Annotated in this window: 16 protein-coding genes; 7 read left to right on the forward strand and 9 right to left on the reverse strand. The window is 59.2% G+C overall.

Annotated elements, in window-relative coordinates:
- Positions 1–3: 3 nt before the first annotated feature.
- Positions 4–1,350 carry a phosphoglucosamine mutase gene (gene glmM, locus Q0864_RS00080; protein ID WP_298564857.1) on the forward strand — a complete coding sequence of 449 codons (1,347 nt, stop codon included), beginning with the start codon at positions 4–6 and terminating at the stop codon, positions 1,348–1,350.
- Here the strand turns inward: glmM and Q0864_RS00085 are convergent.
- Both Q0864_RS00085 and ilvC read right to left on the reverse strand, forming a co-directional pair.
- Positions 1,347–2,261, reverse strand: coding sequence for a DMT family transporter (locus Q0864_RS00085; RefSeq protein WP_298564860.1), 915 nt, complete (start codon positions 2,259–2,261; stop codon positions 1,347–1,349). The two genes, glmM and Q0864_RS00085, sit on opposite strands and share 4 nt — an antisense overlap.
- A 103-nt stretch (positions 2,262–2,364) precedes the next feature.
- Positions 2,365–3,387, reverse strand: a complete 1,023-nt coding sequence (gene ilvC / locus Q0864_RS00090; protein WP_298564863.1) for a ketol-acid reductoisomerase — start codon at positions 3,385–3,387, stop codon at positions 2,365–2,367.
- Positions 3,388–3,524: 137 nt separating this feature from the next.
- On the opposite strand from ilvC, the gene Q0864_RS00095 reads away from it, so the two are divergent.
- From Q0864_RS00095 to Q0864_RS00105, 3 genes are all read left to right on the forward strand, one after another.
- Positions 3,525–3,980, forward strand: a complete 456-nt coding sequence (locus Q0864_RS00095; RefSeq protein WP_298564865.1) for an Lrp/AsnC family transcriptional regulator — start codon at positions 3,525–3,527, stop codon at positions 3,978–3,980.
- Positions 3,977–4,432 carry an Lrp/AsnC family transcriptional regulator gene (locus Q0864_RS00100; RefSeq protein WP_298564868.1) on the forward strand — a complete coding sequence of 152 codons (456 nt, stop codon included), beginning with the start codon at positions 3,977–3,979 and terminating at the stop codon, positions 4,430–4,432. The genes Q0864_RS00095 and Q0864_RS00100 overlap by 4 nt, the downstream gene beginning before the upstream one ends.
- Before the next feature lie 67 nt (positions 4,433–4,499).
- Complete coding sequence (locus Q0864_RS00105; RefSeq protein ID WP_298564870.1) at positions 4,500–5,627, forward strand: aminotransferase class V-fold PLP-dependent enzyme; 1,128 nt, start codon at positions 4,500–4,502, stop codon at positions 5,625–5,627.
- A gap of 48 nt (positions 5,628–5,675) precedes the next feature.
- Here the strand turns inward: Q0864_RS00105 and Q0864_RS00110 are convergent, their stop codons facing one another.
- The 3 genes from Q0864_RS00110 to Q0864_RS00120 all read right to left on the reverse strand — a co-directional run bounded on the left by Q0864_RS00110 (position 5,676) and on the right by Q0864_RS00120 (position 7,852).
- Positions 5,676–5,876, reverse strand: coding sequence for a hypothetical protein (locus tag Q0864_RS00110; protein WP_298564872.1), 201 nt, complete (start codon positions 5,874–5,876; stop codon positions 5,676–5,678).
- A gap of 101 nt (positions 5,877–5,977) precedes the next feature.
- The gene (locus Q0864_RS00115; protein WP_298564874.1) at positions 5,978–7,177 is read right to left on the reverse strand and encodes an FAD-dependent monooxygenase; all 1,200 of its coding nucleotides are present in this window, start codon (positions 7,175–7,177) and stop codon (positions 5,978–5,980) included.
- A gap of 3 nt (positions 7,178–7,180) precedes the next feature.
- Positions 7,181–7,852 (reverse strand): pyrimidine 5'-nucleotidase, encoded by a 672-nt coding sequence (locus tag Q0864_RS00120; RefSeq protein WP_298564876.1) that lies wholly within the window; start codon positions 7,850–7,852, stop codon positions 7,181–7,183.
- 153 nt (positions 7,853–8,005) lie between these two features.
- On the opposite strand from Q0864_RS00120, the gene Q0864_RS00125 reads away from it, so the two are divergent.
- Positions 8,006–8,650 (forward strand): GntR family transcriptional regulator, encoded by a 645-nt coding sequence (locus Q0864_RS00125; RefSeq protein WP_298564879.1) that lies wholly within the window; start codon positions 8,006–8,008, stop codon positions 8,648–8,650.
- On the opposite strand, the gene Q0864_RS00130 is transcribed toward Q0864_RS00125, so the two are convergent.
- Both Q0864_RS00130 and carA read right to left on the reverse strand, forming a co-directional pair.
- On the reverse strand, positions 8,622–10,607 hold the full coding sequence (locus Q0864_RS00130) for a glycosyltransferase family 2 protein (RefSeq protein ID WP_298564881.1): 1,986 nt from the start codon (positions 10,605–10,607) through the stop codon (positions 8,622–8,624). The two genes, Q0864_RS00125 and Q0864_RS00130, sit on opposite strands and share 29 nt — an antisense overlap.
- Positions 10,608–10,715: 108 nt before the next feature.
- Positions 10,716–11,900, reverse strand: coding sequence for a glutamine-hydrolyzing carbamoyl-phosphate synthase small subunit (gene carA / locus Q0864_RS00135; protein ID WP_298564884.1), 1,185 nt, complete (start codon positions 11,898–11,900; stop codon positions 10,716–10,718).
- Between the two features lie 194 nt (positions 11,901–12,094).
- On the opposite strand from carA, the gene Q0864_RS00140 reads away from it, so the two are divergent.
- Positions 12,095–12,553 carry a GatB/YqeY domain-containing protein gene (locus tag Q0864_RS00140; RefSeq protein WP_298564887.1) on the forward strand — a complete coding sequence of 153 codons (459 nt, stop codon included), beginning with the start codon at positions 12,095–12,097 and terminating at the stop codon, positions 12,551–12,553.
- Between the two features lie 58 nt (positions 12,554–12,611).
- Here Q0864_RS00140 and Q0864_RS00145 read toward each other — a convergent pair whose 3' ends face one another.
- A complete protein-coding gene (locus Q0864_RS00145) occupies positions 12,612–13,115 on the reverse strand; it encodes a DUF2244 domain-containing protein (protein WP_298564890.1) in 504 nt (167 codons plus the stop codon).
- 177 nt (positions 13,116–13,292) lie between these two features.
- Between Q0864_RS00145 and Q0864_RS00150 the strand changes: the two genes are divergently transcribed.
- Entirely contained in the window at positions 13,293–13,649 is a 357-nt protein-coding gene (locus tag Q0864_RS00150) for a hypothetical protein (RefSeq protein WP_298564892.1), read from the forward strand.
- A gap of 105 nt (positions 13,650–13,754) precedes the next feature.
- Here Q0864_RS00150 and Q0864_RS00155 read toward each other — a convergent pair whose 3' ends face one another.
- Positions 13,755–15,428, reverse strand: coding sequence for a cytochrome c oxidase subunit 1 (locus tag Q0864_RS00155; RefSeq protein WP_298564895.1), 1,674 nt, complete (start codon positions 15,426–15,428; stop codon positions 13,755–13,757).
- Positions 15,429–15,592: the final 164 nt, after the last annotated feature.

A 15,592-nucleotide genomic window follows, 5' to 3' on the forward strand; every position in this document is an offset into this window, starting at 1 on the left:
GCGGTGGTAAAGAAACTCTTCGGAACAGATGGCGTGCGCGGCTTGGCCAACAAATGGCCGATGACAGCCGAGATGGCACTGAAACTGGGTGCGGCAGCGGGCCGACACTTTCGCCGCGATGGATCGAACGGGCACCGCGTGGTGATCGGCAAGGACACGCGCCTGTCGGGCTATATGCTGGAAAATGCCCTGACGGCGGGATTGACCTCGACAGGTATGAACGTGCTGTTGCTGGGACCGGTTCCGACCCCTGCGGTGGGGCGACTGACGCATTCGATGCGGGCGGATTTGGGGATCATGATCTCGGCCTCTCACAACCCGTTCCATGACAATGGCATCAAGTTTTTCGGCCCCGACGGGTTCAAGCTTTCAGATGAAGCCGAAGCTGAGATTGAACGCTTGGTCCATGACGGTGTGACACCCGTTCAGGCCCACAATATCGGGCGCGCGAAACGGATCGACGAAGGGCGGATGCGCTATACCGAATACCTGAAAACCACATTCCCGGAAAACCGACGGCTTACGGGCATCAAAGTGGTGATCGATTGTGCCAACGGGGCGGCCTATCGCACTGCGCCAGAAACCCTGTGGGAACTGGGGGCCGATATCGTGCCGGTTGGGGTCAGCCCTGATGGCACCAATATCAACAAAGGGTGCGGGTCCACCGACACCGCCCTTGCCGCAAGAACTGTGGTTGAAACCGGGGCGGATTTGGGCATCTGCCTTGACGGTGATGCGGATCGGATCATGGTCATTGACGAAAAGGGTCAGGTGGCCGACGGGGATCAGATCATGGCGCTGTTTGCCAGCCATTGGGCGGATGAAGGTCGCCTGAAGGGTGGCGCTCTGGTTGCCACGGTGATGTCAAACCTCGGACTGGAACGACACATGGCCGCCAAGGGGTTGGACCTTGTGCGCACCAAGGTTGGCGATCGCCACGTGGTCGAGGCCATGCGAGGCGGCGGCTTCAATCTGGGAGGAGAGCAATCAGGCCATATCGTGATGACCGATTATGCCACGACCGGCGATGGGTTGTTGGCTGGCTTGCAATTTCTGGCTTGCATGGTTGAAACCGGCAAACCAGCGTCAGAGTTGTGCAAGGTGTTCGACACCGTGCCACAGCTGTTGAAGAACGTACGCTATGGCGAAGGGCAAGCTCCGTTGGAGGATGACAACGTCAAGGCCGCGATTGCCGACGCAGAACGCAAACTCGATGGGCAGGGTCGTCTGTTGATTCGAAAATCTGGCACAGAACCCCTGATCCGCGTGATGGCGGAAAGCGAAGATGATGTGCTGCTGACGCAGGTCGTCGACGGTATTGTTGCAGAGGTTGAAGCGGCCGCGCGCTAGGCGCGTGCAGATTTCCACGGAAGCAACTTGCGCAAGCTTACCCACTGGCTGATGGCCAGCCCGGTCAGGATCAATGCGAGCGCGAAGAAGAACCGCAAAGGCAGGGCTTCGCTCAGAACCCATGCGCCGAAGACCATCGACCAGACCGGCACCTGGTAATTCACCAGCGTCATAAAGACCGAGCCCGCCGACCGGATCGTCGCCACACGCAGCAGCGCCGCCAAGGCGGTTGGCACTAGACCCAGCGCGATGATGGCAAAGCCGGATCGCGCGCCCTCCCAGCGGGGAATCCCTTCGACCACCAGCATGGCAGGCAACAAGATGACTGCGCCCACCGCAAGGGTCAGAGCGGCAAGGGTCAAAGGATCAATTGGCGGGCAACGGCGGGTTTGCACGGATGAGACCGCATAGCTGAACGAGGCGGCAAGGCAGGCAAGCTGCGCCAGTGGCTCTTTGCCCTGACCAAGCGCTGCAAGCCCCGGCCCGATCAACACCAGCGCGCCGGTGAAGCCAATAAGAACCCCCAAGAACTTGCGCCCATTCAGCTTTTCGTCAGAGAAGAAATGCGCCAGCGGCAGCACCATCAAAGGCAACGCCGCCATCGACAGCCCAGCGAACGCGGACGGGACATATTGCTGGCCCCAACTAAGCAACGTGAAGGGCAAGGCGGTGGACAGAACGCCGACCCAAATGACCGACGACCAAAGCGCGCGGTCAAACCGCGGAATGCTGCGCCCAGTTGCCATCATTGCCACCAACAATGCCGCCGCCCCCAATGCCGTGCGAGCGGCAGCGACGGTTAGAGGGCCATAACCCTCAAGTGCGATGGACACGACCATGAAGGTCGCGCCCCAAATCAGGCCAAGAGATATCACGCCGCCCCAGTCACGGCGGGTTGGTTGGTCAGTCATGTCAACGCTCGTGCAGCGAAAAAAGAAGGGGCGCCGTAATTCGACGCCCCACCTGATCTTATGCGCAATAGGATTGCAACCCACCGCGCCTGTTGATCAAAGATCAGTTCTTTTCTTTGTCGACCATCTTGCCGGCCGAGATCCAAGGCATCATGTCGCGCAGCTTCTTGCCGACAACCTCGATCTCATGCTCGTCATTGGCACGACGCGAGGCCTTGATGGTCGGTTGACCAACAGCGTTTTCCAACATGAAGTCGCGCACAAATTTGCCGCTTTGGATGTCGGCAAGGCTTTCTTTCATGGCCTTCTTGGTGGCTTCATACGGCAGAATGCGTGGGCCGGTGACATATTGGCCGTATTCTGCGGTGTTCGAGATCGAGTAATCCATGTTCGCGATGCCGCCTTCATAGATCAGGTCCACGATCAGCTTGGTTTCGTGCAGACACTCAAAATACGCCATTTCAGGCGCGTAGCCAGCTTCGACGAGAGTCTCGAAACCGCAACGGATCAGTTCAACGATACCACCGCACAGAACGGCTTGTTCGCCAAACAGGTCAGTTTCGCATTCTTCGCGGAAGTTGGTTTCGATGATGCCCGAACGCCCGCCACCGATGGCCGAGCAATAGGACAGGCCGATTTCCAGCGCTTTGCCGGTGGCGTCCGTGTTCACAGCCACAAGGCAGGGCACGCCGCCGCCTTTTTGGTATTCGCCGCGCACGGTATGACCGGGGCCTTTGGGGGCCATCATGATGACGTCGATGCCTTCTTTCGGCTCGATCAAACCGAAATGCACGTTCAGGCCGTGGGCAAATGCAATTGCCGCACCCGGCTTGATGTTGTCGTGAACGTATTTCTTATAGGTCTCGGCCTGAAGTTCGTCGGGCATGGTGAACATGATCAGGTCGCACCAAGCGGCTGCTTCGGCGATGTCCATGACTTCAAGGCCTTCAGCGGCGGCTTTTTTGGCCGAGGCAGAGCCTTCACGCAGGGCAACCACGAGGTTCTTGGCGCCGGAGTCGCGCAGGTTGAGCGCGTGCGCGTGGCCTTGGCTGCCATAGCCCAGAATGGCTACTTTTTTGTCTTTGATCAGGTTGATGTCGCAATCGCGATCGTAATAGACGCGCATATCGGGCGCTCCTTGCATGAGTTTCGTTCTGCCGGGCATCATAGGGGAGCCGTCCATGGTGACGAGATCGGATAGCATGAAATTCACACCAATATTGATCGTTTTAATTCGCCAATATGGGTGATAGTGAGAAAATCATGCTTGATGACACCGATAGACGCATTCTTAGACAGATGCAGGCCGATCCGATGATGGCCGTGCCAGACCTGGCAAGCCTTACCGGTATGTCCCCAGCGCGCCTGACGCGTCGAATTGAACGATTGCGCGACCAGAACATCCTGCGCGGCCCGCGCGCCGTCATCAACTGGCGCGCCTTGGGCTACACGGTTGAGGTCAGCCTGCGCATCACGCTGGACAAAACACAGGCGCGGGCATTTGACGAGTTCATCGAGGCCGCGCGTGACATTCGCGAAGTGATCGAGATCCAGACCTTTCTGGGTCGCGTCGACGTGCGCCTGTCGGTGATCGCGCGCGACATGGCGGATTATCAGGCGATCTATCGCGACCAGTTGCTTGCCTTGCCACATATCGCCGATATCGAAGCCCTGATGCACGTGGCCCGGATCAAATCAGACGAGGCTTTGCCGCTATGATCGACCTTGATGACACCGACCGCGCCCTTTTGCGGGCCTTGTCTGAGGATGCCACGCAATCGGCAGGCGCGTTGGGGCGTGATGTTGGGCTTAGCCAACCCGCGACATGGCGCCGGATCAAGCGGTTGACCGATCACGGGGTCCTTGCCGGGCGACGGCTGGATCTGGACCGCGAGGCTTTGGGCTTTGGAGTGGCGGTTTTTCTGGGCGTGAAACTGGCCACCAAGGGCCGCGTCAGTCTTGAGGATTTCGAACGCGCGGTGTCCGCCATTCCCGAAGTGCAGACCGTCGAACACGTGCTGGGCATGTATGATTATCGCCTGCGCGTGGTGGCCCGCGACATTGCCGATTTCGAACGGGTGCTCAGACGCCGGATCATGACTCTGCCCGGTGTGGGGGATGTCGAGGCCAATGTGCTTTTGTCCGAAGAACGTCGGATGGGTCCGATTTGATACCTTCCAAACCGGACCGATTTGGGCCACGCTGCGTCCAACGTGGAACCATTGAACGGAGCCTGCCATGAAAGCCCTTTTGCCTGATATTGACCCGGATGGAATGCTGGAATTCTCGGTGGTGTTCACCGATCGGTCGCTGAATCACATGTCGGCGGCTTTTCAGGGCGTGATGAACGACATCTCGTCCATCTTGAAAGAGGTTTACAACGCAGACGCCGTGGCCGTCGTGCCCGGTGGCGGCACCTACGCGATGGAAGCCGTCGCGCGCCAGTTTGCCACCGGCAAGCGTGCGATGGTTATCCGCAACGGCTTCTTTTCCTTCCGATGGAGCCAGATTTTCGAGATGGGCGCGATCCCGTCAGACGAAACCGTGATGAAGGCCCGCCGCGTCGGCAATGCGCCTGATGCCCCCTTCGCCCCCGCCCCGATTGACGAGGTTGTCGCGCGTATCAAGGACGAACGCCCCGACGTGGTCTTCGCCCCGCATGTGGAAACTGCAAGCGGTATGATCCTGCCGGATGATTATCTGAAAGCCGTCGCGGACGCCGTGCATGCAGTAGGCGGTATCTTCGTTCTGGATTGCATCGCATCCGGCTGTGCGTGGGTCGATATGAAGGCGACCGGCGTCGATGTGCTGATCTCGGCTCCGCAAAAGGGGTGGTCGGCGCAGCCCTCTGCCGGGCTGGTGATGATGAACGAAACCGCCCGCGATCTGGCGAAACAGGCGACCTCGACCTCGTTCGCGGTGGACCTGGGCAAATGGCTATCCATCATGGAGGCGTATGAGGGCGGAGGCCATGCCTACCACGCGACGATGCCCACGGATGCCCTGCGCGCCTTCCGCGACACGATGCTGGAGACCAAGGAATACGGCTTTGACAAGCTTCGCGATGCGCAATGGGAACAGGGTCGCCGGGTGCGCGAATTGCTGGCGTCGAAAGGCGTGAAATCCGTCGCAGCGGATGGGTTCACGGCACCAGGGGTCGTTGTGGCCTATACGTCCGACCCGGATATCAAAGCAGGCAAACCCTTTGCCGCCGAAGGGGTTCAAATCGCCGCCGGTGTGCCGCTGATGTGCGACGAAGGGGACGATTATTCCAGCTTCCGGCTGGGGCTGTTCGGCCTCGACAAGCTGTATGACGTGGACGCTAGTGTCGCGCGTCTGGATGCCGTTCTGTCGAAAGTGCTTTGATCAGAAGGCGCGCGGGGATACCCTGCGCGCCGTCTTTGACAGGCTGGGTCAGCCTTTGCCGCCGGCCATCAGCACCAAAAGCAGATAGATCACCGGGACGGTCGCCAGCGCTACAAGCCCGACGCCCAACACGCCCAAGGTTAGAAAACCACCCAACAGGGCGGCAATGATCACGCCAAAGATGATGAAGGCGTTGCGTTCACCGCGGGCTTCCGCAGCTTTCATTTCGGGGGTCTGTTCACTTGCCATGTCGCGTTTCTCCTATTCGCAGCGTAAGGCGCTTTATCGTCAAGAGCAGGCTGGGCGGAATGCGACATCCCGGCATAGCGTCAGCATGTCGCAGGGTCGTGTCAGTTTGGACCCAACCCTGCCCGCATCACCTTGCGCCGCATCGGTGATACGTCATGCACTGTTTTCAGACCGATCAGACGCACGGCTTGCATAACGCCATCGCTGGACCGGGTGACCCGGTTGAACAGGTCAATCACGCGCGCCCTGCGTGAGATGTCGCTTGCGCGCGCCTGTTCATAGGCGCGCATCATGGCCGGGTCGCCAAGGGCTTGGCCTGAGCGTTCTGCGATTTCAAGCAGGGCGATGACGTCGTTCAGCGAGGTGTTCAGCCCCTGCGCGCCGATCGGAGGCAGCGCGTGGGCGGCCTCGGCGACAACGGCGATACGACCCGCGACCAGCGCATCTGCGGTCTGGGTGATGATCGGCCAAATCGACCGATTGCCTTTCAGGTGCATGCGCCCCAACAGCCCGGTCGAGCGGGTAAACATCGCGTCCTCGAACGCTGCAATGTCCATCTGCATCAGTTCAACCGCGCGCGGCCCTTCGTTCATCCAAACAATGGCCGAAGCGTTCATGCCGTCGATATCGGGCAGGGGGACAATGGTGAATGGGCCACCAGCGTTGTAAATCTCGGTCGAGATATTGTCGTGTGGCAGGTCATGGGTCACCGTGAAGGCCAGAGACTTCTGACCATAGCGGGTGGTGGAAACCGTGATCCCTGCAGCCTCGCGCAGCGGCGAGAACTTGCCATCAGCGGCGATCCCCATACGCGCGCGAACGCGGTCACCATTGGTCAGTGTCACGAAAATTTCGCTGGTGCGCTGCACGATGCTACGAAAGCCCGCACCGTAAAGCGCTTCGATCCGGTCTTGCTGTTGGAGGTAGCTCCAGATCTCGCGTCGGACCACCCAATTCATCAAGTTCCAGCCGAAGGGTTCGTCGCCCATGTCGTCGGACTGGAACACGCGGCGGTCGCGAATTTCGGGGGGCCAGCCGGTCGTGTCAATCACCGCAAGCTGGTCGAGCGGTTTGGCATGAGGGGCCAGAAGCGGCCACAGCCCAATCCGGTCAAAAAGCTGCCGTGCGGGCCTTAGAAAAGCAGTCGACCGCAGATCGGATGCGTCATCTGTTGCGCGGGTGACCGGGACAAATGGGTCTGCCATCACGACCGTGAACCCGGCCTCGGCGAAGGCGGCCGCAGTCACCTGACCTGCGATGCCGCCACCCGAGATGAAAATGTCAGCGGTGTAGTCCGTCATGGGTCAATCTTCCGTATCAGGGCAGGCGGCGTCAACAAGCTGGCGTAGAAAGTCAGTCAGGTCAGCGGTGTGGTGATGAATATGTGCGGCCGGGTCAGGGTCCGGCGCGACATGCACGGTGCGCATGCCAAGCGCATGTGGCACCGACAGATTACGCGGATCATCTTCGAACATGGCGGCCAATTGCGGTGTCAGACCATCGCGCGCAAATACCTTGTCGAAAGCCGCCCGATCGGGTTTGGGATGGAAATCGGCGTGTTCGACGCCATAGACCGCGTCAAACAGCCCGGACAGGCCGCGCGCGGCCAAAACGCGTTCAGCATAAGGCGCCGAGCCGTTGGTGTAGACGATCTTGCGACCGGGCAAGGACCGGATGTGGTCAGCCAGCGCCGCGTCAACCTCCAGATGGTCCATCGAGATGTCATGAACATCGGTTAGATAGGGGCCGGGGTCGACCCCATGTTCACGCATCAATCCCGCAAGTGTCGTGCCGTAGGTCTTCCAGTAATGCAGGCGCAAGCGATCCGCTTGGTGGCGGTCAACGCCAAGCGCCTGCATGACCCAGTTGGTCATGCGAATTTCGATCTGATCGAACAGGCGCGCATGTGGCGGGTAAAGCGTGTTGTCCAGGTCAAAGACCCAGGCGCTGACATGGGAAAAGCGATCGGCAACCATGGCGCGACGCTACTCTTCTTGGCGGTGGGAAGAAAGTGTGGAAATGCATCTGCCGCCGTTGTGCGACACCAAGGCACGGGCTTCCGGTTTGCCTTGCAAGCGCTTGCGTGCTTAGGATAGCGGATCAAAAAGCCAACAAAGGACGAGGGAACGGTGGCAGAGGTCAAACAGGGACAAAAGGACGCCTACGAGCTGATCCTGGACGCGATAGACATGGGCACCTACAAGCCCGGAGACAGGTTGGTAGAAAGCGAACTGGCTGACCGTTTCGGAGTGTCGCGCACCCCTATCCGTGAAGCCCTGCAGCGGCTTGAGACGCAGTCTCTTTTGGCGCGCGATGGACGTAGTCTGATCGTCGCATCGCTCAGTCACAACCAACTGGCAGAGCTTTATGTCGTGCGCGCCGAACTGGAAGGGCTTGCAGCATCGCTTGCCGCTCAACACGCCGCGCCCGAGGAAATCCGGGTCCTGCGCGAGATGGTGGAAGAGGACCGCACCCGCCTGTCGGACCCCGCCGCTTTGTCGCGTTCAAACCGCCGCTTTCACAAGCAATTGCACCTTGCATCGCACAATCGCTATCTGGTGCAGCAGCTTGATCTGGTTCATAGGACCATGGCGCTGCTTGCCACGACGTCGCTGGCCGCTGAAGGACGCAGCGAAAAAGCCATCGCTGAACATGATGCCATCGTTGCCGCGATCGAGGCGCGCGATAAGGTCGCTGCCCACGACGCGCTCAAGGCGCATATCTCAAAAGCGTTTGAGACGCGGATCAAGCTGGATTCGATGGCGGGTGAATGACCGGCACCTGCGGCGCGTCGTCAAATTCCCCATGCTGGGTCTTGTCCCAGTAAAACGGCTTGGTCACAATCTCGACAAATCCCTTCATCGCCGCCAATGACGCCAGTGGGTAATAGAAATGGAGCGTCGGCACCCAGAACCTGAGCCAGCGATGTTTTGCGTTACTGACCGCTTGAATGCCGACCGTGATGGTCAGCAATTCAGTTGCCATGAATACCGTGCCCAGCACGATCAGCAATTCGTTGGGAACGACCCCTCGCAGCGGGTGGGGCAGGCCCAGCGGGAACGCCCAAAAGGTCCACAGGATAGGCGCGAGCAGGAATTGCGAGAGGCTGCCCAGAAACAGAATCTGAAAGCCGGTGAACTTCCACCATCCCAGATCCCGCAACAATTGGCGCGGCTGGCGCATATGCACGCCATAGGTCATGGCATAGCCCTTGATCCAGCGTGACCGCTGTTTGATCCAGGGCCAGACACGGCAATTGGCTTCTTCTTCTGTCACCGTATCGACCAGTTCGGTGCGATAGCCATGGCGGGCGAGGCGGATGCCAAGGTCTGCATCTTCGGTCACGTTGTGAGCGTCCCAACGTCCCAACTTCTCGAGCGCGTCGCGTCGGAAGAACAACGTTGTGCCGCCCAGCGGAATGGCAAAGCCCGCCCGTGCGACACCCGGCAAAACGATCCCCCACCAAGTGGCATATTCGACAGTAAAACAACGACTTAACCAGTTGCTGCGCGCGTTGTAGAAATCGAGCTTGCCCTGCAAGCAGGCCACGTCGGGGCCGCGTTCGGAAAAGCGGCGCACGATCTTATGGATTTGGTCCGGGGCTGGGGCGTCTTCTGCGTCATAGACGCCGATGATCGAGCCGCGGCAGAAATCCATTGCGAAGTTCATCGCGCGCGGTTTGGTCTTGACCCCTCCGCGTGGCACGATGATCTGACGCATCCAGCGCGGCAGTTCCGCGTTTGCCAGAGTGTTCTGGGTCAACACGTCGTCTTCTTCGACCACAAGGCAGATGTCCAAAAGCTCGCGCGGATAGGAAAGCTTTTCCAACCGTTTTACCAAGCGCCCGGCGATCTCTCGCTCTTTGTAAAGCGGGACCAGAATGGACACGGTGGGAAGTTTCAAAAACCCATGCGCGCCGCGAGCCGAGGTGAAATCAACGTGCGCCGTCTTTTGCTTGCGCCAGAAGTGCACGGCGGCAACGGCTTTCAGGGTGGAATTGAGCACCAGGGTCAAAACCGCCCAGACCGTCAGCGCGACGAAGCCCGCAAATGTCGACACGACGAACAACGCCATCAAACTAAGAAGCAGCGCAGCAGCGTAACGCGCGACTGATCCGCGGCGCCAACCCCTGCAGCTTTCCGCGTCGCTGACACGGGTTTCGGCGCGCATCGCCAATGATCTGTGCCGCAGCGATACCAGCGTGGTCTGTATGTCGTCCTCAGAGGCGACGGCCAGAAAGCAGCGCCCCCAATCGGGTGGAAAATCCTTTGCCAGACGCGAGAAGTCGTCGGGGCGCGCACAAATAATGATGGTGGCCCCGCCGACCTGTTTCCACGGGACCACCCCATTGCGGATGCAAAAGGTCGCCCCCAGCCGGTCGATCAGGCGCACATCTGGCGGTTCAGTGCGCAAGTCCGCAATCTGACAATTGAACTGCAAGGCCAGCGCGGCATAAAGGTCGGCTTTGCGCACCCACCCATTGGTCAGCAAGATGTCACCAAACCGAGCATCTTCGCGCACGGACAAGGACACGGCCATCGCAAGGTGTTCGGGGGAAAGCGCGCCCATTTCGACCAACAGCTGACCAAGCGGCTTGCGCCCCGGGCGCCGTGTCGCGGGTTGTGCGACCGTCTTTGGAAGCGCAGAGGTCTGTCCGACTTGCGGCGCATGGGCCGCGCGCGCAGTGCCTTTCGGGCTTGAATGGAGGAGTCGCAGGTAGGGTGCGGACATACGAAGGGCTCTTTGATCAGTCAGACCGACCGAGCATGAGGCACGATACGTTAACAGCTGGTTAACCAAACAGCCGCCACCAGAATTTTACGCAAATTTTATGGCTATTTAGCCACGCGCCGCCATTGCGTCCGAGAAGCGTTCAAACAGATAGTAGCTGTCCATTGGGCCGGGGCTGGCTTCCGGGTGATACTGCACCGAAAAAACAGCCCGATCGTCCATGCGAATACCACAGTTCGACCCGTCGAAAAGCGACACATGCGTTTCGATCACACCGTCCGGAAGGCTGGCTGCATCGACCGCAAAACCGTGGTTCATCGACGTGATTTCGACCTTGCCGGTTTCGTTGTCCTTCACCGGGTGGTTTGCGCCGTGGTGGCCGTGGTTCATCTTGATGGTGCGTGCGCCCAACGCCAGCGCCAGCATCTGGTGGCCTAGGCAAATCCCGAAGATTGGTAGGTCGGTGGTGTCGAGGATCTCTTTGATCATCGGCACTGCATACTGGCCGGTCGCCGCAGGGTCGCCCGGACCATTGGACAGAAAAATGCCGTCTGGGGCATGCGACAGCACCTCTTGCGCAGTGGCGGTCGCGGGCAACACCGTCACGTCGCAACCGGCCGAAGCCAAGCAGCGCAGAATGTTGCGTTTTGCGCCATAGTCCAGTGCCACAACCTTGTGGCGCGGGCTGGTTTGCTTGGGATAGCCGTCGGGCCACGCCCAACGCATCTCGTCCCAGCGATAGCTCTTGTCGCAAGTTACGTCTTTGGCAAGGTCCAGACCCTCAAGTCCGGAAAAGGCCCGCGCTTGGGCGATCAACGCCTCAATGTCGAAATTGCCTTCCGGATCATGCGCAATCGCAACATGAGGTGCGCCCTGATGGCGAATGGCGCGGGTCAGGCGGCGGGTATCGACACCGCCCATGCCAATGCGGCCCTGCTGGGACAACCATGTCACCAGATGTCCTGTTGACCGCCAGTTTGACGGCTCGGTCGGATCCCATTTGACCACCATCCCAGCGGCCACTGGCGCGCTGGTTTCGTCATCTTCCGCGTTTACGCCAACATTGCCGATGTGCGGGAAGGTGAAGGTGACGACCTGCCCGGCATAGGACGGGTCGGTCATGATTTCCTGATACCCCGTCATGGCGGTGTTGAAACACAGCTCGGCGGTGGTTGTTCCTGTGGCCCCGAAACCTTGACCATAAAAGATGGTGCCATCTGCCAATGCAAGGCAGGCGGTGGGTTTGCCGGTGTGTGAGGCGGTGGCAGCTGTGGCAGCGGTGGCAGCGGACATTAGGCGACTCCCGATCGTCAAATTGTCGCGAAACTAGTGGTGCCGGCCCCTAGGGTCAAGGGGGCGTGGTAAAACGACCTATTTTGACATATGCTGATTTTTCAATGACTTAGATTTGTTTCTACGCAGTTGTATGCCCCCTGCCTTTTCGTTAAATTCCTAGGTTCATCTAGGTTAAGGGAACGAACAGACCGATGGACATGCGAAGCCGGGTAAATGACGCCCTGAAAACCGCCATGAAGAACAAGGAAGCCGCGCGCCTATCCACGCTGAGGCTGATCAATGCCGCGATCAAGGATCGAGACATCGCGATGCGCGGAACGGGCGAAGACGTCGAGGTGACAGACGCCGATGTTTTGGCCATTCTCGGAAAAATGGTGAAGCAACGTCAGGAAAGCGCACGCGCTTATGAAGAAGGCGGACGCTTGGAACTGGCAGAAAAAGAACTGTCCGAAGTCGAGGTGATCGAAGAGTTTCTGCCCAAGCAGCTGTCAAAAGCCCAGGCCGAATCCGCCGTCACTGAAGCCATTGCCGAAGTGGGGGCAGATAGCATTCGTGATATGGGCAAGGTGATGGGCATTCTGAAAGCGAAATACACCGGTCAGATGGATTTCGGAAAAGTCGGCCCCTTGGTGAAAGACAAGCTGGGTTGATTGGATAGCGGGCGTTCTTGTTTCCCACCACCTGCCACCAATCGTGTTCTGCGCGTGGCTATTGGTGCGATTTCACCCGCAACAGCGTCTCGGTTAGCTCCTGATACAGCTTTGGGCGTTCCTTTTCCGACAGGAATGCGCCTATCTCCACCTCTCGTCCATTGCCTTTCAGCGTGACGTAGTTGGGCACAGGGCCTTTTGATCTGTGGATTTCGACTGTCACCCAATACGGGTTGGCGGTCCATTCGTGAAAAGCGCCGCGGGGGCCGTGCCGGGTCAGGGTCATCTGGTCTTGCCGGATAACCAGTTCCTCCAGAATTTCGCCGTCCTTATAGCTTTTCTCAATGAAGAACCACAAAGCCCCTAGGGCGCCCAAGGCAAACGGCAGCAACCACCACAGCGTGACCGACCCGACAAACGCAAGCAGTGGAACAAGCATCATCGCAAACCCCATTCCCATGATCCAGACAAAGCCGCGGCGCGGCAGGGATCGGAAGGGCCACAGGTGCAATTCGGCTTTAGGCGCGCCGGGGGTATCTGTGGGCATCCATTCGTAAGGCATCGGGCGCGCTTCCATTGGGAAAGGGACGACCTAAAAAAACCGGACTGGCGTTGCGAGGCAAGTGCAAAGTTTCGCCGCGTGGCGCGTAGGTTGGACACGCGCAGGCTCGCTGAGACGTGATTGGCGAAACGCGGGCGCACGCGGCACACTGATGCCATTCAATTCGTGGAGTGCGTGATGCGATACATCTGGCTTGGGCTTCTTTGTGCGACCTCACCTGCTTTCGCGCATGAGGCGGTGATCGAAGGCGCAACCGCGACCAAATCCGGCACAGGATGGAGCGTTTCGGTAACGCTGTCTCATGCAGAGGTCGGGTGGGAGGACTATGCCGATGGCTGGCGGGTGGAAACCGACGCGGGCGATATTCTAGGCACCCGCGTGCTGCATCACCCGCATGTGGATGAACAGCCCTTTACCCGCAGCTTGTCCGGGGTTGCGGTGCCGGATGGGGTGCAGACCCTTTGGCTGCGCGCCCGCACCAGCGTTGAAGGGTGGGCCCAGGCGCGGTTCCAACTGGAACTGCCGTCGGAGTAGGCTATCACCGATCACCCATTAGGCAGGGGGCTTGCCTCACCACCCCTTCATGCAAAAGGCCCGGACGATTGCCCGGGCCTTCTTTGTTTGTCAGGTCTGATCCGCTTAGTGCGAATGACCTTTGTCCCAGTCTTCCTGCTTGGGCAGGATTTCAAAGGTATGCTCTGGCGGCGGGCTGGGCAGGGTCCATTCCAGCGTATCCGCGTATTCGTTCCAGTAGTTGTTTTCGGTCACGCGTTTGCCTTTCATCAGCGTGTAGAACACGATGCCGATGAAGAACACGAATGACGCGAAGGACAGGAACGCACCGTAGGAGCTGATCTTGTTCCAGTAGGCGAACGCTTCCGGATAGTCGATGTAGCGACGGGGCATGCCTTGGCGGCCCAGGAAGTGCTGCGGGAAGAAGGTCAGGTTCACGCCGATGAAGAAGGTCCAGAAGTGGATCTTGCCTGCAAGCTCAGGATACTGACGACCGGACATCTTGCCGATCCAGTAATAGATGCCTGCGAAGATACACATCACCGCGCCGATCGACATGACATAGTGGAAGTGCGCCACGACATAGTAGGTGTCGTGATAGACGCGGTCCACACCAGCCTGCGACAGCACAACGCCAGTGACACCACCAACGGTGAACAGGAACAGGAAGCCAAAGGCAAACAGCATCGGCGTTTTGAACTCGATCGAGCCACCCCAAAGCGTCGCGATCCACGAGAAGATCTTGACGCCTGTTGGGACCGCAATGACCATCGTCGCCAGCATGAAATAGGACTGCTGGGTCAGCGACATGCCGACGGTATACATGTGGTGTGCCCACACGACGAAGCCGATGAAGCCGATGGCGATCAGCGCCCAGACCATCGGCAGGTAGCCGAAGATAGGTTTGCGGGCGAAGGTGCCGATCACGTGGCTGATCAGGCCGAAGCCGGGCAGGATCACGATATACACTTCCGGGTGGCCGAAGAACCACAGGATGTGCTGATACAGAACCGGGTCGCCGCCGCCTGACGGATCAAAGAACGTTCCGCCGAAGTTACGGTCGATCAGCAGCATGGTGATCGCGCCTGCCAGAACCGGCAGCGACAGCAGGATCAGCCAAGCCGTCACGAAGATGGACCACGCAAACAGCGGCACCTTGAACAGCGTCATGCCGGGGGCACGCATGTTCAGGAAGGTGGTGATGATGTTGATCGCGCCAAGGATCGAAGAGGCACCCGATACGTGGACCGCGAAGATCGCAAGGTCCATGGAATAGCCGCCTTCGGTCGTGGACAGCGGCGGATACAGAACCCAACCAACGCCCGACCCAAGCTGGTCATTGCCACCAGGCGCCAGCAACGAAGCGACGCCAAGCGCCACACCCGTGGCGTAAAGCCAGAAGGATAGGTTGTTCATCCGAGGGAAGGACATGTCCGGTGCACCAATTTGCAGCGGCATGAAATAGTTACCAAATCCGCCAAACAGGGCCGGGATGACCACGAAGAACATCATCAGGACACCGTGATAGGTGATCATCACGTTCCAGAGGTGGCCGTTGGGTGTGCATTCTGCCGACGCATCAGCGATGAAGCGCGCGCCCTCGAGGCACATGTACTGGACGCCGGGGTCCATCAGCTCAAGCCGCATGTAGACGGTGAAACAGACGGAAATGAATCCCGTCAGACCGGCCAGAAACAGGTAGAGGATCCCGATGTCTTTGTGGTTGGTCGACATAAACCACCGGGTAAAGAACCCGCGCTCGTCGTGGTGGTCATGGTCGTGAATGGCTGCGTCCGCCATGTATCCCTCCCTTTGGGGTTAAACTGGCCGGGGCGGCTCAGAATGCCACCCGGCTTTTTAACGTGTTTAATATGCTGGGTGGGGTCGGGCAATGTCGCAATCGCTACGGAGCACAAAAAAATGCGTCCTGCCCCGGTTTTTCCGGGGCAGGACGCCTGAATTGC

Origin of the sequence: uncultured Aliiroseovarius sp. (genome assembly GCF_947497285.1) — a bacterium.
Taxonomy (GTDB): Bacteria; Pseudomonadota; Alphaproteobacteria; order Rhodobacterales; family Rhodobacteraceae; genus Aliiroseovarius.